General features: G+C 71.8%; 24 protein-coding genes. 9 read left to right on the top strand and 15 right to left on the bottom strand.

Features of this window, described 5'->3' with window-relative positions; all coding sequences use genetic code 11:
* Positions 1–22 precede the first annotated feature (22 nt).
* On the bottom strand, positions 23–823 hold the full coding sequence (locus AB0F56_RS25215) for a tyrosine-protein phosphatase (RefSeq protein WP_362013518.1): 801 nt from the start codon (positions 821–823) through the stop codon (positions 23–25).
* A gap of 123 nt (positions 824–946) precedes the next feature.
* On the opposite strand from AB0F56_RS25215, the gene AB0F56_RS25210 reads away from it, so the two are divergent.
* Positions 947–1,360 (top strand): hypothetical protein, encoded by a 414-nt coding sequence (locus tag AB0F56_RS25210; RefSeq protein ID WP_362013517.1) that lies wholly within the window; start codon positions 947–949, stop codon positions 1,358–1,360.
* A gap of 29 nt (positions 1,361–1,389) precedes the next feature.
* Here AB0F56_RS25210 and AB0F56_RS25205 read toward each other — a convergent pair whose 3' ends face one another.
* Both AB0F56_RS25205 and AB0F56_RS25200 read right to left on the bottom strand, forming a co-directional pair.
* Positions 1,390–1,758, bottom strand: a complete 369-nt coding sequence (locus AB0F56_RS25205) for a peptidase inhibitor family I36 protein (protein WP_362013515.1) — start codon at positions 1,756–1,758, stop codon at positions 1,390–1,392.
* A 175-nt stretch (positions 1,759–1,933) separates the two neighbouring features.
* Positions 1,934–3,310, bottom strand: a complete 1,377-nt coding sequence (locus AB0F56_RS25200; protein WP_362013514.1) for a DUF1996 domain-containing protein — start codon at positions 3,308–3,310, stop codon at positions 1,934–1,936.
* A gap of 224 nt (positions 3,311–3,534) precedes the next feature.
* Here AB0F56_RS25200 and AB0F56_RS25195 point away from each other — a divergent pair, with 224 nt between their 5' ends.
* Both AB0F56_RS25195 and AB0F56_RS25190 read left to right on the top strand, forming a co-directional pair.
* Entirely contained in the window at positions 3,535–4,185 is a 651-nt protein-coding gene (locus AB0F56_RS25195) for a hypothetical protein (RefSeq protein WP_362013512.1), read from the top strand.
* Positions 4,186–4,230: 45 nt separating this feature from the next.
* On the top strand, positions 4,231–5,667 hold the full coding sequence (locus tag AB0F56_RS25190; protein WP_362013510.1) for a PepSY domain-containing protein: 1,437 nt from the start codon (positions 4,231–4,233) through the stop codon (positions 5,665–5,667).
* Here the strand turns inward: AB0F56_RS25190 and AB0F56_RS25185 are convergent, their stop codons facing one another.
* From AB0F56_RS25185 to AB0F56_RS25170, 4 genes are all read right to left on the bottom strand, one after another.
* Entirely contained in the window at positions 5,668–6,228 is a 561-nt protein-coding gene (locus AB0F56_RS25185; RefSeq protein ID WP_362013508.1) for a winged helix-turn-helix domain-containing protein, read from the bottom strand. It lies immediately after the preceding gene.
* A 341-nt stretch (positions 6,229–6,569) separates the two neighbouring features.
* Complete coding sequence (glnII, locus tag AB0F56_RS25180; protein WP_362013506.1) at positions 6,570–7,601, bottom strand: glutamine synthetase; 1,032 nt, start codon at positions 7,599–7,601, stop codon at positions 6,570–6,572.
* A 150-nt stretch (positions 7,602–7,751) separates the two neighbouring features.
* Positions 7,752–8,933 (bottom strand): hypothetical protein, encoded by a 1,182-nt coding sequence (locus AB0F56_RS25175; protein WP_362013505.1) that lies wholly within the window; start codon positions 8,931–8,933, stop codon positions 7,752–7,754.
* Positions 8,930–10,351, bottom strand: a complete 1,422-nt coding sequence (locus AB0F56_RS25170; RefSeq protein ID WP_362013503.1) for a hypothetical protein — start codon at positions 10,349–10,351, stop codon at positions 8,930–8,932. Before AB0F56_RS25170 ends, AB0F56_RS25175 begins: the two co-directional genes overlap by 4 nt.
* A 195-nt stretch (positions 10,352–10,546) precedes the next feature.
* On the opposite strand from AB0F56_RS25170, the gene AB0F56_RS25165 reads away from it, so the two are divergent.
* Positions 10,547–11,440 (top strand): Gfo/Idh/MocA family oxidoreductase, encoded by an 894-nt coding sequence (locus tag AB0F56_RS25165; protein WP_362013502.1) that lies wholly within the window; start codon positions 10,547–10,549, stop codon positions 11,438–11,440.
* Between the two features lie 21 nt (positions 11,441–11,461).
* Here AB0F56_RS25165 and AB0F56_RS25160 read toward each other — a convergent pair whose 3' ends face one another.
* Positions 11,462–11,920: a MarR family transcriptional regulator gene (locus AB0F56_RS25160; protein ID WP_362013500.1), complete on the bottom strand. Its 459-nt coding sequence runs from the start codon at positions 11,918–11,920 to the stop codon at positions 11,462–11,464.
* A 63-nt stretch (positions 11,921–11,983) separates the two neighbouring features.
* Between AB0F56_RS25160 and AB0F56_RS25155 the strand changes: the two genes are divergently transcribed.
* Positions 11,984–12,844 carry an alpha/beta fold hydrolase gene (locus tag AB0F56_RS25155; protein ID WP_362013498.1) on the top strand — a complete coding sequence of 287 codons (861 nt, stop codon included), beginning with the start codon at positions 11,984–11,986 and terminating at the stop codon, positions 12,842–12,844.
* A gap of 4 nt (positions 12,845–12,848) precedes the next feature.
* Here AB0F56_RS25155 and AB0F56_RS25150 read toward each other — a convergent pair whose 3' ends face one another.
* The gene (locus AB0F56_RS25150; RefSeq protein ID WP_362013496.1) at positions 12,849–13,208 is read right to left on the bottom strand and encodes an arsenate reductase family protein; all 360 of its coding nucleotides are present in this window, start codon (positions 13,206–13,208) and stop codon (positions 12,849–12,851) included.
* A gap of 148 nt (positions 13,209–13,356) precedes the next feature.
* On the opposite strand from AB0F56_RS25150, the gene AB0F56_RS25145 reads away from it, so the two are divergent.
* Entirely contained in the window at positions 13,357–13,632 is a 276-nt protein-coding gene (locus AB0F56_RS25145) for a hypothetical protein (RefSeq protein WP_362013494.1), read from the top strand.
* A 56-nt stretch (positions 13,633–13,688) separates the two neighbouring features.
* Here AB0F56_RS25145 and AB0F56_RS25140 read toward each other — a convergent pair whose 3' ends face one another.
* Positions 13,689–14,513: an excalibur calcium-binding domain-containing protein gene (locus tag AB0F56_RS25140; RefSeq protein WP_362013492.1), complete on the bottom strand. Its 825-nt coding sequence runs from the start codon at positions 14,511–14,513 to the stop codon at positions 13,689–13,691.
* A gap of 188 nt (positions 14,514–14,701) precedes the next feature.
* Positions 14,702–16,111, bottom strand: a complete 1,410-nt coding sequence (gene glnA, locus AB0F56_RS25135; RefSeq protein ID WP_362013490.1) for a type I glutamate--ammonia ligase — start codon at positions 16,109–16,111, stop codon at positions 14,702–14,704.
* A 223-nt stretch (positions 16,112–16,334) separates the two neighbouring features.
* On the opposite strand from glnA, the gene AB0F56_RS25130 reads away from it, so the two are divergent.
* Positions 16,335–16,802 carry an RDD family protein gene (locus AB0F56_RS25130; protein ID WP_362013488.1) on the top strand — a complete coding sequence of 156 codons (468 nt, stop codon included), beginning with the start codon at positions 16,335–16,337 and terminating at the stop codon, positions 16,800–16,802.
* An 80-nt stretch (positions 16,803–16,882) separates the two neighbouring features.
* Here AB0F56_RS25130 and AB0F56_RS25125 read toward each other — a convergent pair whose 3' ends face one another.
* From AB0F56_RS25125 to lipB, 4 genes are all read right to left on the bottom strand, one after another.
* Positions 16,883–17,587 (bottom strand): DUF4191 domain-containing protein, encoded by a 705-nt coding sequence (locus AB0F56_RS25125; protein WP_362013486.1) that lies wholly within the window; start codon positions 17,585–17,587, stop codon positions 16,883–16,885.
* A gap of 10 nt (positions 17,588–17,597) precedes the next feature.
* Positions 17,598–17,810 (bottom strand): hypothetical protein, encoded by a 213-nt coding sequence (locus AB0F56_RS25120; protein ID WP_362013484.1) that lies wholly within the window; start codon positions 17,808–17,810, stop codon positions 17,598–17,600.
* 291 nt (positions 17,811–18,101) lie between these two features.
* Positions 18,102–19,070, bottom strand: a complete 969-nt coding sequence (lipA, locus tag AB0F56_RS25115) for a lipoyl synthase (RefSeq protein ID WP_362013482.1) — start codon at positions 19,068–19,070, stop codon at positions 18,102–18,104.
* Positions 19,071–19,195: 125 nt separating this feature from the next.
* A complete protein-coding gene (lipB, locus tag AB0F56_RS25110) occupies positions 19,196–20,014 on the bottom strand; it encodes a lipoyl(octanoyl) transferase LipB (protein ID WP_362013480.1) in 819 nt (272 codons plus the stop codon).
* Between the two features lie 288 nt (positions 20,015–20,302).
* Here lipB and AB0F56_RS25105 point away from each other — a divergent pair, with 288 nt between their 5' ends.
* Both AB0F56_RS25105 and AB0F56_RS25100 read left to right on the top strand, forming a co-directional pair.
* Positions 20,303–21,214, top strand: coding sequence for a hypothetical protein (locus tag AB0F56_RS25105; RefSeq protein WP_362013479.1), 912 nt, complete (start codon positions 20,303–20,305; stop codon positions 21,212–21,214).
* A 206-nt stretch (positions 21,215–21,420) separates the two neighbouring features.
* Positions 21,421–22,899 carry a regulator gene (locus AB0F56_RS25100; RefSeq protein ID WP_362013478.1) on the top strand — a complete coding sequence of 493 codons (1,479 nt, stop codon included), beginning with the start codon at positions 21,421–21,423 and terminating at the stop codon, positions 22,897–22,899.
* Positions 22,900–22,920: the final 21 nt, after the last annotated feature.

Here is a 22,920-nt window from a genome sequence, read left to right as displayed (position 1 = left end):
CCCTGGGCAGAACCCGGGCGCCTCAGACGTCGTACACCGTCAGCCGCTCGCGGATCACGTCCGTCACCTCGTCGGGGACGCCGAGCCCGTCCCGTACGTACGCCTCCATCGACCCGTGCCGGACCGCCACCTCGTCGAGCGCCGCGTCCAGGTACTCCGGTACGACCCCGATCAGGGCGAGGGCCAGCTCCGGGTCGCCGCCCTGTGCCGTGAACCCCTCGATCATCGGCGCGAAGGCCTGCCGTACCGCCGGATTGACCGACAGGTACTCCGTCATGACCGTCTTCTCGTCCGCGCCGAGCAGCGTGAGCGCGATCGTCGCCGCCCAGCCCGTGCGGTCCTTGCCGGCCGTGCAGTGGAAGAGCAGCGGCCCGCCGCGCGGATCGCCCAGCTCGGTGAGGAACGCCCGGTAGGCGAGGCGGGCGGAGTCGGTCGACACGAAGGCCCGGTACGTGCGGGTGAAGGCCTCGTGGGCGCGGCCCCCGCCGAGGGCCTGCTCGGCCAGCATCGGGTTGGTCAGGAGGGACTTCAGCTGGGCGGCGGGCGGCAGGCCGCTGGCGGCCAGATGGTCGGCGAGCACGTCCGCCAGGAGCAGCCGCCCGCCCGGTGGCAGGTGGTCGGGGCGGTCCGCGCGCTCGTGCGCGGTGCGGAAGTCGACGACGGTACGGATGCCGAGGGCGGCCACGGCGGGCTCGGTCGGGTCGAGCCGGTCGAGCTGCGCGGAGCGGAAGATCCGGCCCGAGCGCACGCTGCGGCCCCCGCCGAGGGGGAGGGTGCCCAGGTCACGGAGGTTGGCGACGGTGGCGGCGGGGATGGCGGGCATGGCGTCGACTCCTCCGGATCGGCCCCTCAGGGCGGTACGTACAGGGGCATAGCCCACCAAACCGTAACCGATCGGATTCCGCTCACCCTGGCGCGACCGGGCGGGCAGGATGGGCGGATGCTGATGCGTACGCGACGAACGGCAGCGGTGGCCGCGGCCCTGCTCGCCCTGGCGGCCTGCGAGTCGGCGCCCGGGGACGCCCCCGCCGAAGCGAGCGGCACGCTCGAACAGATAGCGGAACGCGCCGTCTGCACCCCGGAGGTCCAGACGGACGCGACGGAGCTGCGCCAGGCGAAGTGCGCGACGGACGACGGCACGTACGTCCTGACGACCTTCGCGACCGACCGCGGCCAGCGCGAGTGGCTCAACCAGGCCAAGGACTACGGCGGTTCCTACCTCGTCGGCCGCAAGTGGGCGGTCTCGGGCGAGGCGGGGACGGTGGAGCGGGTACGCGAACGGCTCGGCGGTCGCATCGAGACCACCGAGCCGCACGGGACGCATTCCTCAGGTGCGGACGCGGGTTCGGGCCACCACTAGACCTTTCGTCGTCCGGATCCCGTTCCTCGTCAGCACTGGCCCTTCCGTACCGAGCTGATGAAGCTGTGCAGTTCGCCCAGACTCCCCGCCGTGTTCGCCTCCCAGGCGCCGTGGAGCTGCGCCTTGCTGTAGTTGTAGTCGCCGTAGGTGCACCAGACGCTGTCGGTGTGGTTGGCGTACGACGCGGCCAGGTCGTCGAAGCCCTGCTGGGCGAGGTTGGGGCTGCCCAGGCGGAACGACGCGATCGCGCCGTTGCCGTCGTATTCGCTGAAGAGACAGAAGTGTCCGCTGGGGCACCGGTCGTATCCGCTGGGTGCCGCGGCCGCGGAGCCGGTCGCGAAGACCAGCGCGGCGGCGAACGCGGGCGGGGCGAGGAGTCCGAGGATGTTGCGTTTCACGGGCAGCTCCGAAGAAGAGTGGGTTCACGGAGTCGTATGCCCCGGGGCTCGGCTGCCCGAGCTCCCCCACATGGCCCTACCGGAGTCCTTGATCGTCTCTCCGTACGCCCCCGCGCACGCGCCGGTGATCTTCGGGCCGGATCCGGGCGTCCCCGGACCCGGCGCGCGACGGGTCCTAGGAGCACCTGCGGCCGCTGTTGACGCAGTCCACCACCCTCCGCATCAGCCGCTGGTCGAAGACGTTGATGAAGTCGCCGTGGTCCGTGATCGGCTTGTGGAGCTGTTCGGGGAACGAGTCGACGGCGAAGCCGGGGCCGGGAGGCACGTCGTAGACGATCCTCTGGACGAGCTGCGGGATGGCGCGGAAGCCCTTGCCGCACCGTCCGCTCGCCGGGTCGGCGAAGGCCACGTGGGTGCGGTGGTTGGCGCTGTCGGTGTTCCGGCCGTCCCAGCAGCTCTGGAAGCGGAAGGTCCGGACCACCTTGCTGCCCTGCGGGCAGATCGGGTACTTGTCCTTGAGCTGGCGGTTCTCGAACCCGGTGCACGACCAGGAGGCGTTGGCGTTCGCGTCGCCGTTGGTGAAGGCCTTGGCGTCGCCGGTGATGATCCGCAGGAAGCGGGGCATCGCCGTGACCTTGGAGACGGGGCTGCCGACGAAGTTCAGGGTGACCTGCGCGGGTGTCTGGATCTCGCCCACGTTCTGGTCCTTGCCGCCGCCGTCCGCGTTGGCGTCGTTCTCGGCCTTGCCGTTCTGGAGCCGCAGCACGGGCCAGTAGTACGTGGACCGGTCGCCCTGGTTGCGGCACGTGGTCCGGCCCCTGGCGAGGTCCTGGTCGCTCGCGAAGGCGTCGTTGGCCTGGTTGCCGACGTAGTCGTGCATGTGGTGGGCGCCGTTGCTCACGCCCGGCGCGACGATGACGTTGTCCGGGTTGAACCTGCCGTTCTGGTTCCGGCCGCAGTCGGTGACGAACGAGCCGCGCGAGCCGCCCCGGCGCTGCTGGGGGAGGTTCACATTGGGGCGTACGGAGCGGATGTCGACGAAGTCGGAGGCCTCGGGCCCGTTCCCCGACTGCCCCTGCTCGCTGCCGCCGCGACCGCCGCCGCTGGGCTCGTCGTCGGCGCGCAGGGTGCACGGCGCGAGCCCGTCGAGCGGCTCGTCCACGGACTGCCCGATCCGCTGCAGTACGGGGAGCCGCTCGTCCTTCAGCGGGGCCAGGATCTGCTGCTCGGCGAAGTCCGGGTCGCTCTCGACCCGTTCCCTGTCGTCGGCGAGCTGCTGGTAGGCGGCCGTGATCTGGCTGTCGAGGGCGGCGAGTTCCCGGTCCACGGAGTCCCGAGCCTCCTCCGGTACGTCGGTCAGCTCCTCGGCCGCGTCGGGACAGTCGATCGTCGAGACCGCGTTCCGCGCGTCGGACGGCGGCGGATCGCCCCGGCCCTCGCCGGCGGAGGCGTAGACATTGACGGCGACCAGGCCGCCCGCGCCCAGAATCAGGGCGACGGAGACGGCCACAACTCGTTTCGCGCGTGTCGAACGTTTTCGTGTGCGTCGCATGGGACTCCATACGCACGCCACGCCCCACGCGTTCAGCCAGACCGATACGTAGGTTCGTTCGATGCGTCGACCGGGAGGTTGACCAGGGAGGCGGTCTCCCGCTCGCGGCGACGGGATGTCACCATGGCCGAATCATGACGGAGTCCCGGTCGCCGATACGCGCCCTGCGAGCCGCGCTTTTCGCGGCGGTCTGCGTGGTATTGGCTGCGGTGGGGCATTCATCCATGTCTGCGCACGAGATCCCGGCGGGTTCGCTGTACGCGGCGTTCGCCGTCACGGGTGGCATCGCGTGGCTGGCCGGTGGCCGGCGGCGCGGCCCGGCCGCGATCGCGGGCGGCCTCGCGGCCGTCCAGACGGCGCTGCACCTGATCTTCTCGGCCGGCCAGGGACACGGCGGCGGCACGTCCCGCCACACGGCGACGGACCACTCCGCCGCCATGACGGACGCCGCAATGAAGGACCCGGCCATGGCGCACATGGCGGCCACGGACCCGACCACGGCGCACGCGACCATGGACCCGGCGACGGTCCATGCGATGGATTCGGCCATGGCGATGACGATGGGCGCCGACGGAGGCCATTCCTCCCTCGGCATGCTCGCCGCCCACCTCCTCGCCGCCGTCGTCTGCGGCCTCTGGCTGGCCAGGGGCGAGGCCGCGCTCTTCGCGCTCGCCCGGACCTTCGCCGCGCTCGCCTTCACCCCGCTGCGCCTGCTGCTCGCCGTCGTCCGCGTGCCCGAGCCGCCCCGGTCCGTACGCCCCCGCCCGCGCACCCGGCGCCGTCCGCACGACGTCGTCCTCGCGCACAGCCTCTCCCGGCGCGGCCCGCCCCGGCTGTCCGTACCCCGCGCCACCGCCCTCGGAGCACACGTCTGACCCGGGGGCCGATTCCCCCTGTCGACACCGACTCCTAGGACAGTCATGACCATCGACGACCTCGCGCGCCCGGAATCCGCCGAAGCGCCACCCGAGAGAACCGCCACCCGACCCGGGACCTGGAGCGCGCTGCGCCCCCTCGTCCTGCGCCTGCACTTCTACGCCGGCGTCCTCATCGCCCCCTTCCTGCTCGTCGCCGCCGCCAGCGGCCTGCTGTACGCGCTCTCCTTCCAGGCGGAGAAGATCGTCTACGCGCACGAGCTGGAGGTCCCCGTCGGGAAGAAGGTCCTGCCGCTCTCGCAGCAGGTCCACGCCGCCACCAAGGTGAACCCCAACGGCACCGTCACCGCCGTCTGGCCCTCCGCCGAGGAAGGCGCCACCACCCGCGTCCTCATGGCCGACCCCGACGTCGAGGAGGGCAAGTCCCTCGCCGTCTTCGTCGACCCGTACACCGCCGAGATCCGCGGCCGGCTCCCCAGCTACGGCAGCTCCGGCGCGCTCCCGCTGCGCACCTGGATCGACGAGCTCCACCGCGATCTGCACCTGGGCGACCTCGGCCGCAACTACAGCGAGCTGGCCGCCAGCTGGCTCTGGGTGATAGCCCTCGGCGGCCTGGCGCTCTGGATCGGCCGGCGCCGCAAGAACCGACGTGACCTCTTCGTACCGGAACGCGGCCCCAAGTCCCGCCGCCGTACGCTCTCCTGGCACGGCACGGTCGGCCTGTGGGCGGTCGCCGGACTCGTGGTGCTCTCCGCGACCGGTCTGACCTGGTCGCGGTACGCGGGCGAGAACATCGGCGCGGTCCAGGACCAGCTCGGCGGCGCTACCCCGTCCGTCTCCGCGACCCTCGCCGGGGCGGGCGGCGGTTCCTCGGAGCACGAGGGCCACGACATGAGCGGCCACACGGCCGCCCCCAAGGGCCCGGACGTCGGCATCGACAAGGTGCTCGAGGCGGCCCGCGCCAAGGGCATCGAGGGCAAGCTGTCCGTCGTCCTGCCCTCCGAGGGCAAGGGGTACGTCGTCAAGGAGACCGACGCCCAGTTCCCCGTGCACCTCGACTCGGTGGCCGTGAACCCGGCCGACGGCGCGGTCATGGACGAACTCCGCTTCACCGACTACCCGGTGCTCGCCCAGCTCACCCGCTTCGGCATCGACCTGCACATGGGCGTGACGTTCGGCCTGGTCAACCAGCTCGCGCTGGCCGCCCTCGCCCTCGCGCTCATCCTGCTGATCGTCTGGGGCTACCGGATGTGGTGGCTCCGCCGCCCCGGCCGCCCGGTCGCGCGCGGGGCGTGGCGGAAGGTTCCGCCGACCATGCTGCTTCCGCTGCTCGCGGTGACGGCCCTGGTGGGCTGGTTCGTCCCGATGCTCGGGCTCAGCCTGGTGGCGTTCCTGGTCGTGGACCTCGCCCTCGCCCTGGTGGCCAGGGTGAAGGCGAGGTCCCAGGCGTCGCAGGACTCCGAGGAGTCCCCCGCGGCCTGATCAGGGCGCGTACTTGTAGCCGACCCGCCGCACGGTCTGGATCGTGTGGCGGTGCTCGGCGCCCAGCTTGCGGCGCAACCGCGCCACATGGACGTCGACGGTCCGCCCGTCGCCCACGTGCCCGTACCCCCACACCGTCGTGACCAGCTGGTCGCGGGTGTGGACCCGGTGCGGGTGGGCGACGAGGTGGGCGAGCAGCTCGAACTCCAGGTACGTGAGGTCCATCTCGGCCCCGTCGACATGGGCGACGCGCCGGGCGGAGTCGATCGTCACGGGCCCCTGCTCGTCCTCCGGGACGACGGGGGCGACGGGGGCCACGGGGGCCGGGGCGGCCGGCTGCCCGCCGGCGGGCAGCAGCACGAGATACCCGACCATCGGCGGCCGCCCGGGCAGCGTCGGCAGCGCGTGCGGCGGCGCGGGCAGCAGGGTGGCACCGGGCGGCAGGAACTCCGCTACCTGGGAGAGGTCGACGACCTCGTTGGGATCGACGGCCCGCAGTCGGTGCCGGCCGGGGCGGAGCGGCGTGAGGGGAGCGGTCTGGGCGGTCTGGGTGTGGGCCATGGCAAGCTCAGCTCTTTCGCGCGAGACGGAGAGAAGACGAAGACGTACGACGTCGTTTCGCGCGTCGGCCGAAGGCCGGGACCGGTTCACACACCGGTCGGGGCGTTAGAGGGCCGACGCGTTCCTCACGCGCCGACAGCACCGGTCGAAGTCGTGGTGCTGCCGGGAAGGCCAGAACGGCTCGAGGTCGAAGCGACCTGTCGCGGTGTCGTTCTGGGTGATGGCCATATCCCTACTCTACTACTCGGGAATACCCGCGACGACCCCCTTACCGGCCGCAACGCCGAAAGGGCGCCCCACCGTTCGACGGTGGGGCGCCCCTTCGGGACAGCGGGTGCGGATCAGACCTGGCCGGCCTTCTCCAGGGCCTCGCAGCAGGTGTCGACCAGGAGTCGGGTCACCGTGTACGGGTCCACGTTCGCGTTCGGGCGACGGTCCTCGATGTAGCCCTTCTGGTCCTGCTCGACCTGCCACGGGATACGGACCGAGGCGCCGCGGTCGGAGACACCGTAGGAGTACTCGTCCCACGGGGCGGTCTCGTGCAGGCCCGTCAGGCGGTCGTCGATGCCGGCGCCGTAGTTCTTGACGTGGTCGAGCGGCTTCGAGCCCTCGCCCAGCGACTTGGCCGCGGTGATGATCGCGTCGTAACCCTCGCGCATCGCCTTCGTGGAGAAGTTGGTGTGCGCGCCCGCGCCGTTCCAGTCGCCCTTCACCGGCTTCGGGTCCAGCGTCGCCGAGACCTTGAAGTCCTCGGCCGTGCGGTAGAGCAGCCAGCGGGCCACCCACAGCTGGTCCGCGACCTCCAGCGGCGCCAGCGGGCCGACCTGGAACTCCCACTGGCCCGGCATGACCTCGGCGTTGATGCCGGAGATGCCCAGACCCGCCTTCAGACAGTTCTCCAGGTGCGCCTCGACGATGTCACGGCCGAAGATCTCGTCGGCGCCGACACCGCAGTAGTAGCCGCCCTGCGGGGCCGGGAAGCCGCCGACCGGGAAGCCGAGCGGACGCTCGCCGTCGAAGAAGGTGTACTCCTGCTCGATGCCGAAGATCGGCTCCTGCGCGGCGTACTTCGCGTAGACCTCGGCCAGCGCGGCACGCGTGTTGGAGTCGTGCGGCGTCATGTCCGTGTTCAGGACCTCGCACATCACCAGCACGTCGGCGCCGCCGCGGATCGGGTCGGGGCAGACGAAGACCGGCTTCAGGACGCGGTCCGAGGCGTGGCCCTTGGCCTGGTTCGTGCTGGAACCGTCGAAGCCCCAGATGGGCAGCTCCTCCAGGGAGGCGCCCGAGCCCGGCATGATCTTCGTCTTCGAACGAAGCTTGGCGGTCGGCTCGGTGCCGTCGATCCAGATGTACTCAGCCTTGAAGGTCACGGGCCTCATCCTTTGGCGTGCTGCTGCTGCGGGGAGCGTGCTGCGGCTCGCGACGCTGCGAGAGCTGCGGTGGTGTGTGTCTGTCTGCCTGCGCGCAGCTTGGCAACACGGGATTTCCCGGTCGTTGCCCGAATGTGAACCCCGTGTTACTCAGCTTTCCTGTGTTTCACGGACCCGTCGTGCGGTGGCGTGGACGTCGAGCAGCGACGCGAATCCGGCGTTCTCGACCCGCCGCACGAGCTCGGCGTACGAGGTTCCCAGCGCCTCGGCCGTCCGGCCCAGGTGCCAGTCGCACTCCGCGAGCCGGCGCAGCAGATGACCGCGTCGGATCTGGTTCTCGGACAGCCGGAAGGTCTTCAGGTACACCGTCCGGCCCTTGCGGTCGGCGATCAGCTCGCCGATGTGCTGCTCCTGACCGCCCCGTAGGAACGGCGGAAGGAACCGGTACAGATCGTACGAATCCATCCGGTACACCCGCTCGTAGGCGTACGAGGTCTCCAGCAGGTCGCGCGCCATGAGCCCGTCGTGCGCCTCCGCCCACGAACGCTCCTGTGCCCGGGCAGCCGCCCGCAGATCGGCGAGCGTACGGACGGAGCCCGCCCCGTCCCGGATGCGGGCCGTGAACTCCGGCACCTCGGCGCCGTAGAACGCGTACTGGTGGATCAGCTCCCCGTACAGGTCCTCGATCAGCGTCGGGTGGAGCGCCCGATAGTCCTGCGGGTGGGGCACGACGAACGCGGCGGCCAGGGAGTCGGCCACGTACAGCATGAGTCCGCACTGCCCCGGGTGGATCTCGAAGACCCGCAGCGCCTCCGCGAGCCCCGGCACGCTCCACCCCGCGTACGCCGCCTCGGCCCGCGCCGAAAGCCCTTGGCGGACCGCCTGCTGCGACCACTCGTCCCAGACGACGGAAGGCCCGCCGAAGTGGAGCGCCAGATACCCCTCCAGGGCGAGGTGCAGAGGCAGGAAGCGCAGCCGCTTCTCCGCCCGCCCGTCCTTGCGCCGGCGCTTGGCGAGCCGGTGGTGATGGGTGCGGCGCACGGGAACGGCGGGCGGCGCGTCGGCCCCCAGCCGGGTGCCGTACGCGGCCGCCTCGCGCTCCTCGCCGGACCAGTCCGCGACGAAGCCGTGCGGGATGTACGAGGTGTACGTCGTACGGTCCCCGAGGTCGACGGAGTCCCAGCCGGGGTCTCCGTACGCCTGGGATCCGTACGCCTGGCGGTGGAGCCGCAGCCCCTCCACCGGCTCGGCCCGCACCAGCGGTACGAGCCGCACCCCGCCCCACACCTGCGCGGGCCGGACCTCCAGACCGGTCAGATCGATCCGGGTCACCCTCGCGCCTCCTTCAGGAACAGCTCCACCCGCCGGTCCAGATAGGCCAGCAGCTCCGCGAGCCCCGTCCGCCCCTCCGCGAACTGGGCGACCTCCACGAGCGCCGCCAGGTCCTCCGCGTCCCGGATCCCGGCCGTCGGCACGCTCGGCGCGAGCCGGCGCACGTCGAACCCGTCCGCGTCGTATACGGGGTTCACATGAACGGCGCTCGTCCGGCGCTCCGGATCGAGCCGGGTCCGCCAGACGCGCAGCACCTCGCCCGCGAGGCCCGGCGGGGCGTTGTCCCAGCCGTCCGAGACGATCACCAGACGGTCGGGGGAGCGGCCCTCGGGGGTCTCCAGCGCGTCGAGGACCCGCGTCCCGAGCGGGGTCGGCCCCCAGGGGCGTACGAGCAGCGGATCGGTGGTGCCCGAGGTCCAGTGCGCGGTGTACGCCCCCGGCGCGGCGAGCGCGTCGAGGAGGAAGTGGCAGCCCAGGGCGACGGCCAGCGGCCGGCGCCGCTTCACGGCCGAACCGGAGGCGGAGTAGCTGTCGTCGAGCACCGCGGCGACCCGCCCCCACGTCCCGGCGTACGGCCCCGCGACCCGGTGGGCGGCAGCCCGCAGCGCACCCGTCAGCTCCTCGCGCCGCGCGACCCTCTCCCCGAAGGGGAGGGAGAGGACGTAGAGCGCGAGCCGGGTCAGCGGCATCACGGTCAGGTCGCGGGCGCGCTCCGTGCGCAGCCGCTCCAGGCGGGTCATCCTGGGCGCGATCCGCTCCAGGAACACCTCGCGCGGGACGCCGTGCCGGGCCGCGAACCCCTCGGCGACGGTGAACGGCAGCTCGTACAGCGCCCCCTGCTCGTAGTGGGCGCGCCGGAACGCGTCCAGGTACGGGTGCTCGTAGCGGACCCGGCGACCGGGCCGGAAGAGGAAGTCGCCGCACTCGGCTTCGGGGAGGGGGAGGTGGGTGTGGCGGGCGGTGGCCTTCAGCCCGGATCGGTACTTGACGGCGTCGTGGCCGAGGTCGGCGCGGCCGGCCAGCCAGTCGCGGACGATCGCGCGCGTGCGGCGGTTGTTGACCTTGGCGGCGCGCAGGGCGCGGAGGAGCCGGTAGACCCGCTGCGGGGGCAGCGCGGCGAGCCGGGCGGCGATCAGCCGCCCCTCGGCCCGCTTCTCGTCCGCCCCACCGGCCTCGTCGGCGGTGCGCAGCAACTGCTCGACGATCGCGGCCGCGTTGTGGTCGTTGATGTCGAGCGCGAGCGCGGCGGCGTACACGGGCCGGTAGTTGACGCGGACGTACTCGTGCAGAAAGGCGAGCGAGAGCCGCTGCTCCCCGGCGGAGGAGCGGAACTCCCGCTGGCCGGTGGAGGTGACGGCGGCGTTGACGAAGAGCAGGACGTCCTCGGCGGCGATGAGGTCGGCGTACGTCTCCGTCATGAGGTCCTCGCAGGGGTGGGGTCGCCGGCCGGGGAATGGGGGAGCGAACAGCGAAAACGTTGCTGCAAAGGCAGGTCCCGGAAGTCGCACCGGAGTCCCGCGGCCGGCGCATGCAACGTAACACCGAGGAAGGGCGGGAACGCCACCGGATTTCCGCCGGGGGACGTTGTCGGGGGGACACGGCAGACTGGCCCCATGAAGATGCGCATCGGACTCCTCGGCACGGGCCCCTGGGCCGCACGGACGCACGCGCCGGCGCTGGCCGCGCACCCCGGTGTCGAGTTCGCCGGGGTCTGGGGCCGGAGGCCCGAGGCCGCGGCCGAACTGGCGGCCGCCTTCGGCACGACGGCGTACGACGACGAGGAGGACCTCTTCGAGTCCTGCGACGCGATCGCCTTCGCGCTGCCCCCGGACGTCCAGTCCCCGCTCGCGCTCCGGGCGGCGTCGACGGGCCGCCATCTGCTCCTGGACAAGCCGGTGGCGACGACGGTCGAGACGGCGCGGCAGGTCGCCGATGTCGCGGACCGGGGCGGGGCCGCCTCGGTCGTCTTCTGCACGCTCCGCTTCGCGGAGCCGACGGCCCGCTGGATCGACGAACAGGCGGCGGCGGGCGGCTGGTTCCTGGGCGAGGCGCACTGGCTGGGCTCACTCTTCGCGCCGGGCTCCGCGAGCGCGTACGCGGCCTCGCCGTGGCGGCGCGAGAAGGGCGGCCTGTGGGACGTGGGCCCGCACGTCCTCTCGGCGTACCTCCCGATCCTCGGCGACGTCACCGAAGTGACCGCCGCCCGGGGCCCGGCGGACACCCACCACCTGGTCCTGCGCCACACCTCGGGCGCGAGCAGCACGGCGACCCTCACCCTCTCCGCACCCCCGGAGGTGGCGGAGGCCGCGATGACGCTGTACGGCGAGCGGGGCCGGGTGGAACTCCCGCGCTGGGACGGCGCGGTGGACGCGTACGGCCGGGCGATCGACGCCCTGATCGAGGCGGCCCGGACGGAGAAGCCCCACCCCTGCGACGCCCACTTCGGCGCCCGGCTCACGGAGATCCTGGCGCAGGCGGAGGCCCAGGTGACGGGCTCGTCGGCCTAGGACGAGCAGGCCCACACTCCCTTAGGGCCTGAGTGGCTCCTCCGGGGCCATGAGCTCCCGTACGCCCGTAAGGAACCGCCGTACGGCATCCACCTCGGCCACATCGAACTCCCGCAGCAGGGCAACCGTTCCGTCGATCAGCGGGCCGAAGGAGGCCCGGCCGAGTTCCTTGGCGCTCTCCTCGACGCGGAGCAGTACGCGGCGGCGGTCGCGGTCGTCCCGGACGCGGGCGAGGTGGCCGAGCCGTTCGAGACGGTCGATGACGGCCGTCGTCCCGGCGGAGTTGAGGCCGAGCTGCGCGCCGAGCCATCCGGCGGTCGCGTCCGTCTCCGCGCGCTCGGCGTCGAGCAGGCAGATCAGGGCGCGGACGTCGGTGGCGTGCATGCCGTTGCCTGCGGCGAACTCGCCCTGGCGCAAGCCGTATTCGACCGTGACCGCGCGCAGCAGATGAAAGATGCGCAGCTCCGGTGAGTCTGTCATGCGCCGCCCCTTCGCCGTATTATCTCGCTCAGCGAGATTATCGCCGAGCGAGAGGTCTGCGCCATGCCCAAGGCCACCGTCCCCCTTGCGTTCCTCGCCGCCTACGACGCCGAGCTCGCCCGGTGGCCCGCCGGTACGACCACCTCCGAGCGGGTGACGGCGTACGGCACGACGCATCTCCTCAGCCATGGCCCCGTGGGCGCCCCGCCCGTCCTGCTCCTGCCGGGCGGCGGAGCCACCGCCACCGGCTGGCACGCCATGGCCGCCGCGCTCGGCCGGACCCACCGGGTCCACGCGGTCGACCTGATCGGAGAACCGGGCCGTAGCGTCCCGGCGGCCGGCAGGCCCCTCCGTACCGTCGACGACCTCACGGCCTGGCTGGGCGCGCTGCTCGACGGCCTCGGCCTCGACTCCGCCGCCTTCGTCGGCCACTCCTACGGCGCCTGGATCGCCCTCCACCACGCCCTGCGGGCCCCCGGGCGCGTCGACCGGCTGGTCCTCCTCGACCCGACGAACTGCTTCACCGCCTTCAGCCCGCGCTACCTGATCCGCGCCCTGCCCATGCTGCTGCGCCCCACGCCCGCCCGGACCGACGCGTTCCTGCGGTGGGAGACGGGCGGCGGCGCCGAACTCGACCCTGGAGGGCGGCGGTTGCTGACGCTGGCGGCCGACTTCCCGAGCACCCGCCCGGTCACGGGCCCCCGCCCGGCCCCCGCCGACCTTGCCACCCTGAAGCCGCCGACGCTGCTGCTCCTCGCGGAGCGGAGCCGGGCCCACGCCTCAGCCGACGTGGCGGCCCGGGCGCGGGCCACCGCCCCGCACGTGGAGACGGCGACGGTGGCCGGGGCCACGCACCACACGCTGCCGACGGGCGCGCCGAGGGAGACGTACGAGCGCGTGGCGCGCTTCCTGACGACCGCGTGACCTGTCAGCGGGACAGCGCGTCCCGCACCGCCTCATCGCTCCGCCCCACCACGGCCGTACCGTCGTCGGCGGTGATGATCGGCCGCTGGATGAGCTTGGGGTGGGCCGACAGGGCCTCGATCCACCGCTCACGGCTCGCTTCGTCGCGCGCCCAGTCCTTCACGCCGAGCTCCTTCGCGACCGCCTCCTGGGTCCGCGTGATGTCCCACGGTTCGAGGCCGAGCCGCTCCAGGACGTCCTTGATCTCGGCGGGGCTCGGTACGTCCTCCAGGTAGCGCCGCACGGTGTACTCGGCGCCCTCCTCGTCGAGCAGATGCAGCGCGCCACGGCACTTCGAACAGGCGGGATTGATCCAGATCTCCATGGCCCCAACGGTACCCGGCGCGCGCCCGTCCAGTACCCCTCAAACCCGGTCTGAACAGGGGCGATTGTCAGTGGGGGCGCCTAAAATAGGGGGTGAAGGTGAGGGTCCCGGGGAGGGCCCGCACCCCGCATTCGCCAGGAGGTCGCCCATGGCACTCGCCGTGATCCGGACACCGTCCCTCGAACCCTGGAAGCCCCTCCAGAAGCAGCCGCTCCCCGCGGGCCGCCCCCGCGAGTGGTACGTGAGCCACAACCGCCGCCTGAAGGCCATGCGCCTCGCGATCGTCCTGCTCGACGCGGGCGTTCACGACCCGGCGCGGGCGAGCAACGACAAGATACGCACGACGGCGGAACTCATCGGCATCCACCCGCCCTCGGACACCACCTGCCGCATGGTCCGCGCCCTGATCCGCTACGGCCGCTGACCCGAGAGGAACACCGGAGGCCCCGGAGCGCTTGACTGCGCTCCGGGGCCTCCCGCTCACCTCTCGCAGCCGACGCCGTCCCCGTCACGGTCGAGGTGGCGCGCGTAGCCCGGGTCACCACTGCGGATCGGCGCGGCACCGGCGGCCCTCACCGCGTCGCAGTTCTTGTAGTACACGTTGTCCGGCTCGTCCCGCGTGGGCTCAGGAGCGGGGGTCGTGCGCACGGGCTGGGGCTTGGGCTTCGGGGAAACCGTCGGCTTGGGTGTCGGCTTCGGCGACTGCGTGGGACGCAGGACGGTCCCGGTGGCGGCGGGGCACTTCGTACCGGGCGTCACCAGATCAACATTCGGATCTGCAGTCGCCGGCACGAGTCGGGTCCCCGCAGCCGGCCCCTGGAAGCAGACGATCCAGGTCGCGTGGTCCGCGGGCAGGCTGACGTCGGCGTACGCACTGCCCGCCCGCAACTCCCCGTCGATCAGCGCCTCCACGGCGGCCTCGGCCTCCGAGAAGGCATTGCCGACGACGTTCGGCATCACGACATCGGCGCTGGGCGAGGGAGTGGGCGACGGGCTGACGGTCGTCGGCGCGGGCGTCGGGCTCGCCGAAGCCACCGTCTTCGCCTTCGCGTCGTCGTCCTTCTTCTCCGCCGGCGGGTCGCCGAAGAACGGCAGCAGGAACCAGATCCCCGAGAGCGCGGTGGCCAGGATCTTCTTCGGGCCGCTCCACGGACTCAGCCAGGCCAGCGCGATCCCCGCGGGCGGCAGCACGACCAACGCCGCGATGACCAGCGCCGGATGCTGCCACCACCGCCGCCGCACCGGCGGCGGCACCTGGGTCCCGTAAGGGTTCGGGTACGGCTGAGCAGGCTGATTCGGGTACACGGCGGCGCTCCTCGCAGCAGGGCCACTCCGAGGAGCGGCAGCAAAATGCGAGGGAATCGTAAACACCAAGTGAAGATCGCCGCACAGGTGTTGCACAAATTGAGACACACGGCCGAGCACAACGCGGAGGCCCCGCCACTCTCCGGGGAGAGCGACGGGGCCTCGTGCAGCGGTGTGCCGCGTCCGGCTTAGAGGTCGAAGTAGAGCTCGAACTCGTGCGGGTGCGGGCGGAGCTGGATCGGGGCGATTTCGTTCGTGCGCTTGTAGTCGATCCAGGTCTCGATCAGGTCGGAGGTGAAGACACCGCCGGCCTGCAGGTACTCGTTGTCCGCCTCCAGGGCGTCGAGGACCGCCGGGAGCGAGGTCGGGACCTGCTGGACGTTCGCGTGCTCCTCGGGAGCCAGCTCGTACAGGTCCTTGTCGATCGGCTCGGCCGGCTCGATCTTGTTCTTGACGCCGTCGAGGCCCGCGAGCAGCAGCGCCGAGAAGGCGAGGTACGGGTTCGAGGACGGGTCCGGCGCGCGGAACTCGACGCGCTTGGCCTTCGGGTTCGAGCCCGTGATCGGGATGCGCATGGCGGCGGAGCGGTTGCGCTGCGAGTACACCATGTTGACCGGGGCCTCGAAGCCCGGTACCAGGCGGTGGTACGAGTTCACCGTCGGGTTGGTGAAGGCGAGCAGCGACGGGGCGTGCTTGAGGATGCCGCCGATGTAGTAGCGGGCGGTGTCCGAGAGGCCCGCGTAGCCCGTCTCGTCGTAGAACAGCGGGTCGCCGTTGGCCCAGAGCGACTGGTGGACGTGCATGCCCGAGCCGTTGTCGCCGAAGATCGGCTTCGGCATGAAGGTCGCGGTCTTGCCGTTGCGCCAGGCGACGTTCTTCACGATGTACTTGAAGAGCATCAGGTCGTCGGCCGCGGCCAGCAGCGTGTTGAACTTGTAGTTGATCTCCGCCTGGCCGGCCGTGCCGACCTCGTGGTGCTGGCGCTCGACCTGGAGGCCGACGTTCTCCAGCTCCAGGGAGATCTCCGCGCGCAGGTCGGCGAAGTGGTCGACCGGCGGGGCCGGGAAGTAGCCGCCCTTGTAGCGGACCTTGTAGCCGCGGTTGTCCTCGACCGCACCGGTGTTCCAGGCGCCGGCCTCGGAGTCGATGTGGTAGAAGCCCTCGTTGGCCGTGGTGTTGAAGCGCACGGAGTCGAAGACGTAGAACTCGGCCTCGGGGCCGAAGTACGCGGTGTCGGCGATGCCGGTGGAGGCGAGGTACGCCTCGGCCTTCTTCGCGATGTTGCGCGGGTCACGGCTGTACTGCTCGCCCGTGATCGGGTCGTGGATGAAGAAGTTGATGTTCAGCGTCTTGTCGCGGCGGAACGGGTCCAGGCGGGCCGTCGACAGGTCGGCGCGCAGAGCCATGTCGGACTCGTGGATGGCCTGGAAGCCGCGGATCGACGAGCCGTCGAAGGCCAGCTCGTCGGACGGGTCGAACGCCGTCGCCGGGATCGTGAAGTGCTGCATCACTCCCGGAAGGTCACAGAAACGGACGTCGACCATCTTGACGTCATTGTCCTTGATGAACTTCTTGGCCTCGTCGGCGTTCTGGAACATCCAACTCCTCCTACTCCCGGCCCGGGGAGGGGCGGGGTTGCAAGCTCGTTTCGTGCGGCCAGTGCGGTGGCACACGCTGGACCCGACCATAGGCAGGGGGGATTTCTCAAGCGTGACCCATTTGTTTCGCCCAAGTTAACCGGCCCGGGTGTCGCTCCGCTCCTCGGCGCTCCTCGGCCACCCGGGCCGAAGTGATCAAAAACGGGCACAGTACCGTGGACGCGTGGACAACAGGGAAGCACTCGGATCATGGCTGTCCGGCCCCCGCGCGGCGGCCGAGAACGCAGGCGTCGACTTCGGTTACCGCGGTCAGCAGCTCGGGCTCCCCGAGGAGGGGCCCGGTTCGATCGCCCGTCCCGGCCGCCGGATCGGCGCCCTCGCCGTCGACTGGGCCCTCTGCATGGTGATCGCATACGGCCTCGTCACGGACGGCTACAGCCAGGCGACCGGCAACTGGGCGCTCCTCATCCTGCTCGTCCTGAGCGTCCTCACGGTCGGCACCATCGGCTCCACCCCGGGCAAGCGGATCTTCGGTCTCCGGGTCGCCTCGGTGACCGGCGGCCGGCTCGGCATCCTGCGCGTCCTCCTCCGCAGCGTCCTCGTCTGCCTCGCCATCCCGGCCCTCATCTGGGACCGCGACGGCCGCGGCCTCCACGACCGTCTCTCCGGCGCCGTCCAGGTTCGGATCTGACCCCGTAGGACCAGGCATACGAAGAAGGGGCACCCCGGAGGTCCGGGGTGCCCCTTCTTCGTCACGGACTTCTCAGAGGGTCAGCGCATCTTTCCGCCGCGCGGCATCCGCATGCCCTTCGGCATCGGACCCTTCGGCAGCGGCATGTTGCTCATCAGGTCGCCCATCGCCCGCAGCCGGTCGTTGGCCGCCGTCACCTGCGGGCCCGAGAGGACACGCGGGAGCTTCAGCATGGTCGTACGGACCTTCTTGAGGGGCACCTGACCCTCGCCGTTGCCCACGATGATGTCGGTGACCGGGACGTCCACGACGATCCGGGCCATCTTCTTCTTCTCGGCCGCGAGCAGCGGCTTCAGCCGGTTCGGGTTGCCCTCGGCCACCAGCACGATGCCCGCCCGGCCGACCGCGCGGTGCACGACGTCCTGGCTCTTGTTCATCGCGATCGCCGGGGTCGTGGTCCAGCCGCGCCCGACGTTCTGCAGCACCGCCGCGGCAGCGCCCGGCTGGCCCTCCATCTGGCCGAAGGCCGCGCGCTCGGCACGTCGTCCGAAGATGATCGCCATCGCGAGCAGCGCCAGGATGAAGCCCAGAATGCCCAGGTAGACCGGGTGACCGATCAGGAAGCCGATCGCGAGGAGGACACCGAGTACGACGATGCCCACGCCCGCGACGACAAGCCCGACCTTAGGGTCGGCCTTTCGGGTCATCTTGTACGTGAGGGCGATCTGCTTCAGTCGCCCCTGGTTCGCAGCGTCACCGCTGCCCGTGTTTGCCTTCCTCGCCATGTCCTGAAGTTTACGTGGCCCGGGAAGCGCGGCCAGCCACGGCCTCCATCACATCCTGGGCCTCGACCCTGTCCTTCGCGCGGCGGCGGTCCTCCAGGACCGACGTCCAGGCGTTGCGGCGGGCGGTCCGCTGGCCGCCGGCGAGCAGCAGCGCCTCGACGGCCTTCAGGGCGTCGGTGACGGACGGGATGGCGGTGGCACGGACATGTGTCGCGGCCTGCATGACGGGGTCCTCCCTCAAGCATGGATGAGATGAGGTGGGGGGTGGAGCGGAGTGTGGCGTCCCGCTGTGGCGGTGAGTGAAGCCAGGCTCACAGATTGGTGTTACCAGTGCGTGACCCGGCGGTCAAACACTGATGAAACGTTGATGGGGCCATCTGTACGCCTCCGGAAACGCTGACGCGGCCCGTACGAGCCCCTGAGCTGGGGGGTCGTACGGACCGCGGCGATTCCGGCCACTACCTGCCGGTAACTACTTGTGCGCGAATTCACACACGCTGCACGGTGGCGGGGATCAGACCGCCTGGGTCGCGTTGTCGACCTCGCCGCGCTTCTCGATCGCCTGCTGGTACAGCCGGCCCGCGCGGTACGAGGAGCGCACCAGCGGACCCGACATCACACCGGAGAAGCCGATCTCGTCGGCCTCCTCCTTCAGCTCCACGAACTCCTGCGGCTTCACCCAGCGCTCCACGGGGTGGTGCCGGACCGTGGGGCGCAGGTACTGCGTGATCGTGATCAGCTCGCAGCCGGCCGCGTGCAGCTGCTGGAGCGCCTCGCTGATCTCCTCGCGGGTCTCGCCCATGCCGAGGATCAGGTTCGACTTCGTGACCAGACCGTAGTCACGGGCCTGGGTGATGACGTCCAGCGAGCGCTCGTAGCGGAAGCCGGGGCGGATCCGCTTGAAGATCCGCGGCACCGTCTCGACGTTGTGCGCGAAGACCTCGGGGCGCGAGGCGAAGACCTCGGCGAGGAGCTCCGGCACCGCGTTGAAGTCGGGGGCGAGCAGCTCGACCTTCGTACGGCCGTCGGCGCGGGCCGCCGTCTGCTCGTGGATCTGGCGCACGGTCTCCGCGTACAGCCAGGCGCCGCCGTCCTCCAGGTCGTCGCGCGCGACGCCGGTGATGGTGGCGTAGTTCAGGTCCATCGTGACGACCGACTCGCCGACGCGGCGGGGCTCGTCACGGTCGAGGGCCTCGGGCTTGCCCGTGTCGATCTGGCAGAAGTCGCAGCGCCTCGTGCACTGGTCGCCACCGATGAGGAAGGTGGCCTCGCGGTCCTCCCAGCACTCGAAGATGTTGGGACAGCCCGCCTCCTGGCAGACCGTGTGCAGGCCCTCCTTCTTCACGAGGCCCTGCATCTTCGTGTACTCGGGTCCCATCTTCGCCCGGGTCTTGATCCACTCGGGCTTGCGCTCGATGGGGGTCTGGGCGTTACGGACCTCCAGGCGCAGCATCTTGCGTCCGTCGGGTGCGACTGCGGACACGACCGGCTCCCTGTAGCTTCGATTCTTCGGCGCACACCAGGGTACGCCCGTTGTTCATGCGGTTTTGTTTACGCTTGGCCAACCTGTGGCCAGGGCCCGTCATTCCCCAGGGCCCCGAGGGGTCCCTAGGCGGAGACGGCCGCGGGCGCGGGCTCGCGCTCGGGGACCTCGCGGGCCTTCAGCTCCGCGTTCTCCAGCACCTCGGCGAGGTGCCGCTCGACCACCGGCAGGACGTCCTCGATGGTGATGTCCCGGCCCAGCTCGTTGGCGAGCGAGGCGACGCCCGCGTCGCGGATGCCGCACGGGATGATCCGGTCGAACCAGGTGTTGTCCGGGTTCACGTTCAGCGCGAAGCCGTGCATGGTGACGCCCTTGGCGACCCGGATGCCGATCGCCGCCAGCTTCCGGTCCTCGCGGCGCTGGCCGGCGTTGGACGGGGCGTACTCGGGACCGTTGAGGCGCGGGTCGAACTCCTCGTCGGTCAGCCGGGGGTCGAAGTCCAGGGAGAGCCCGCCGAGCGCGGGGCGCTGCTCGACCGGGTCGCCCAGCACCCACACTCCGCTGCGGCCCTCGATCCGGGTGGTCTCCAGGCCGAACTCGGCGGCCGTGCGGATCAGCGCCTCCTCCAGGCGGCGGACGTGCGCGACGACGTCCACCGGGCGGGGCAGCTTCATGATCGGGTAGCCGACGAGCTGGCCCGGGCCGTGCCAGGTGATCTTGCCGCCCCGGTCCACGTCCACCACGGGCGTCCCGTCGAGGGGGCGCTCGCTCTCCGCCGTACGCCGGCCGGCCGTGTACACGGGCGGGTGCTCCAGGAGCAGGCACGTGTCCGGGACCTCGTCGGCGAACCGGGCTGCGTGCACCTCGCGCTGCTTGTCCCAGGCCACCTGGTACTCGACGGCGTCCTCGCCGAAGCCCAAGCGGACGAATCGCAGCTCACTCACGGCAATGCCTCCTCCTGGATGCCGTGGCCGGGTTCCGGGGATCGTCCCGGGCCGGTTCGGCACCATGCGTCATTCGCGCCCATGCCACTGTACGGCGGCGCCGCGCGCCCACGGAGGGCCGGTGCGGACGGAGGTCGAAGGGGCGACGGTCCGTGGTCGTACGCCCTCCATCCGGCTACGGAACGTGACGGCGTGTCCCGTCGGGAGAATCGGTTCACCGCTCCGGGCCCGCCCTAGCGTCAGCCGCGCAGCGAACCCTCGGCACGGCACAGAGAGGCCAGACCGTCCATGCGCGTTCCCCCTGTTCCCCCGCCCCGCCGCCCCCGGGCCCGGCGCCTCCTCTCCCTCCTCACCGCGACGCTCCTGACGGCCGGCGTGAGCGCCGCGGCGGCCTACACCCCGAGCGCCGCCGCGGACCCCGCCCGCCCCGAGGCGAGGAAGGCGCCTCGCGCCCTGCAGCCCGTCCGCGTGGAGGGCGCGTGGCGCAGCACCGGGCCGAGCGGTGAGCAGTCGGCCCGCGTGCAGTGCCCGGCCGGCTACTACGCGACGGGTGGCGGCGCCGACACCGACGGCGGCCAGCCCGCGCTCTCCACCTCGATCGCCGTGCCGCAGCAGACCGACACCGCCGACGGCTGGTCCGTCACGGCGCGCAACTACAGCACGCAGGGCGGCATGAGCATCCGCGCCTACGTCGTCTGCGACCAGGCGGCGCACTCCGTACGCCAGACCACGACCTACGGTGTGCCGGGCTCCAGCGTCGGCGACGCGGTGGCGGCCTGTCCCGCGGGAACGACCGCCAGCGGCGGCGGCCACATGGCGATCGGCATCGGCCCCGGCGACCAGTCCGTCTTCCTCGTCCAGGACTCGGGCCCCGTCGGCAACGACCGCTGGCGGGCCGAGGGGTACAACCACGCGCTCGACGAAGGCTTCATCACCGCGCAGGTGATCTGCTCCACCCAGCCGCACGTCGTACGGCTCGGTGAGCCGTACCGCACGCCGCACGACTACATCGGCAGTTCCATCGCGACCTGCTCGCCGGCGACGAACGAAGTGCCCACCGGCGGCGGCCAGTTCGTCGGCATCCAGGTCTATCCGCAGGAGTCCCTGCCGACGCCCTGGGGCTGGAACGTCGCCGCACGGAACACCAGCGGCTCGCCGCAGGACGTCCGCGCCGTGGTGATCTGCCGCCCCCTCGGCTGACCGGCACCGGTCCCGTCGGGTCTCGTCCCGCAGGGTTGCCGCCAGGTGCTCGCCGGCGGCAACCCTCCCTCCCGTTCCTCACACGATCGGATGAATGTGGGGCGAAGGTGGCGGTAAGGGCGGTGAGGGCCGCTAAATTCGCGCCGTTCCAGGAGGGTCCACACGAGGTTCCACCCGGGCCCGGAAGGCAGGAGACCGCACAGCTGATGACGGAACGACCTCCGCAGCGCATCCCGAACCGCCAGCTCGCCGCGCTCATCGCGGAAGCCGGCTTCTCCAACGCGGGCCTGGCCAGACGGGTCGACCAGCTAGGCCTGGAGCACGGGCTCGACCTGCGGTACGACAAGACCTCCGTGACCCGCTGGCTGCGCGGCCAGCAGCCCCGGGGCACCACGCCCGCCCTCATCGCCGAGGTCTTCACCCGCCGCCTCGGTCGCCGTCTCTCCGCCCAGGACCTCGGTCTCGACGCCTGCGCGCCGGTCTACGCGGGCCTGGAGTTCGCCGCCTCGCCCGAGGAGGCGGTCGACATCGTCAGCGGCCTGTGGCGCAAGGACTCCGGCAGCCACGCAGAACTCCGCAAGATCGCGTTCACCCCTGCGGGCCTCGTCGTCCCCAGCCGGGACTGGCTGATCGGCCGCGCCGACGACCGGGTGGCGCGGGGCGAGCCGCCGGCGCCGAACGGCCGGCTAGGCCCGGACGGCCGGCTCGCCCAGGACCCGCGCGTCCCGCCGCAGGGCCGGCTCTCCGTCCCCCGGCAGCGCGGTACGGACCGGGGGCCCGGGCAGCGGGTCTCCAGCGGCGACATCTCCGCCCTGCGCTCGGTCGGAGAGCTGTTCCGCACCCTCGACCACGCGTACGGCGGCGGCCACGCCCGCCAGGCGCTCGTGCGCTACCTGGAGCACGAGGCCGAGCCGATGCTGCGCGGCACGTACGGGGAGTCCGTCGGCCGCCGCCTGTTCGCCGCGGCCGCCGACCTGACGCGCCTGGCCGGCTGGACCTCGTACGACATCGCGGCGCACGGACTCGCCCAGCGGTACTTCGTCCAGGCGCTGCGGCTCGCGCAGGCGGCGGGGGACCGGGCGTACGGCTCCTACGTCCTCATCGCCATGAGCCGGCAGGCCGTCTACCTCGGCCACGGGCGCGAGGCCGTGCAGCTGGCCCGGGTCGCCCAGCAGGGCGTCGGCTCGGCCGCCCCGCCCGTCGTCCAGGCCCTGCTGCACTCCGTCGAGGCGCGCGGGCACAGCGTGCTCGGCGAGGCGCGGGCGTGCGGGGCCGCCCTCGCCCGCGCCGAGCGGGCCCTCGAAGCGGCGAGGCCCGGGGACGACGTGCCGTACTGGGCGCGGCCCTTCGACGAGGCGCAGCTCGCCGACGAGTTCGGCCACTGCCACCGCGACCTCCAGCAGTACCGCGCCGCCGCCCAGCACGCCGAACGCTCCCTCCAGCTCCGCGCCCCCGGCTTCGCCCGCAGCCGGCTGTTCTGCCGCGTGGTCCTCGCCTCCGCCCGCCTCGGCCTCGGCGAACTGGACCAGGCCTGCGCTCTCGGAGCGGAGGCGGCCCAGCAGGCCTCCGAGATGCGCTCGGCGCGCGCCCTGGAGTACGTACGCGACTTCGAGCGCCGCCTGGAGCCGTACCGCGACGCGGCCGCGGTCCGTACCTACCGCGACCGCGTGGCGGCGATCGGCTGAGCCGTACGGTCCTTACGGATT

It is taken from the genome of Streptomyces sp. NPDC026092, from assembly GCF_040638605.1.
GTDB lineage: Bacteria > Actinomycetota > Actinomycetes > Streptomycetales > Streptomycetaceae > Streptomyces.
The sequence above is the reverse complement of the archived record's forward strand: the minus strand, read 5'-3'. Positions and strand labels throughout refer to the sequence as shown.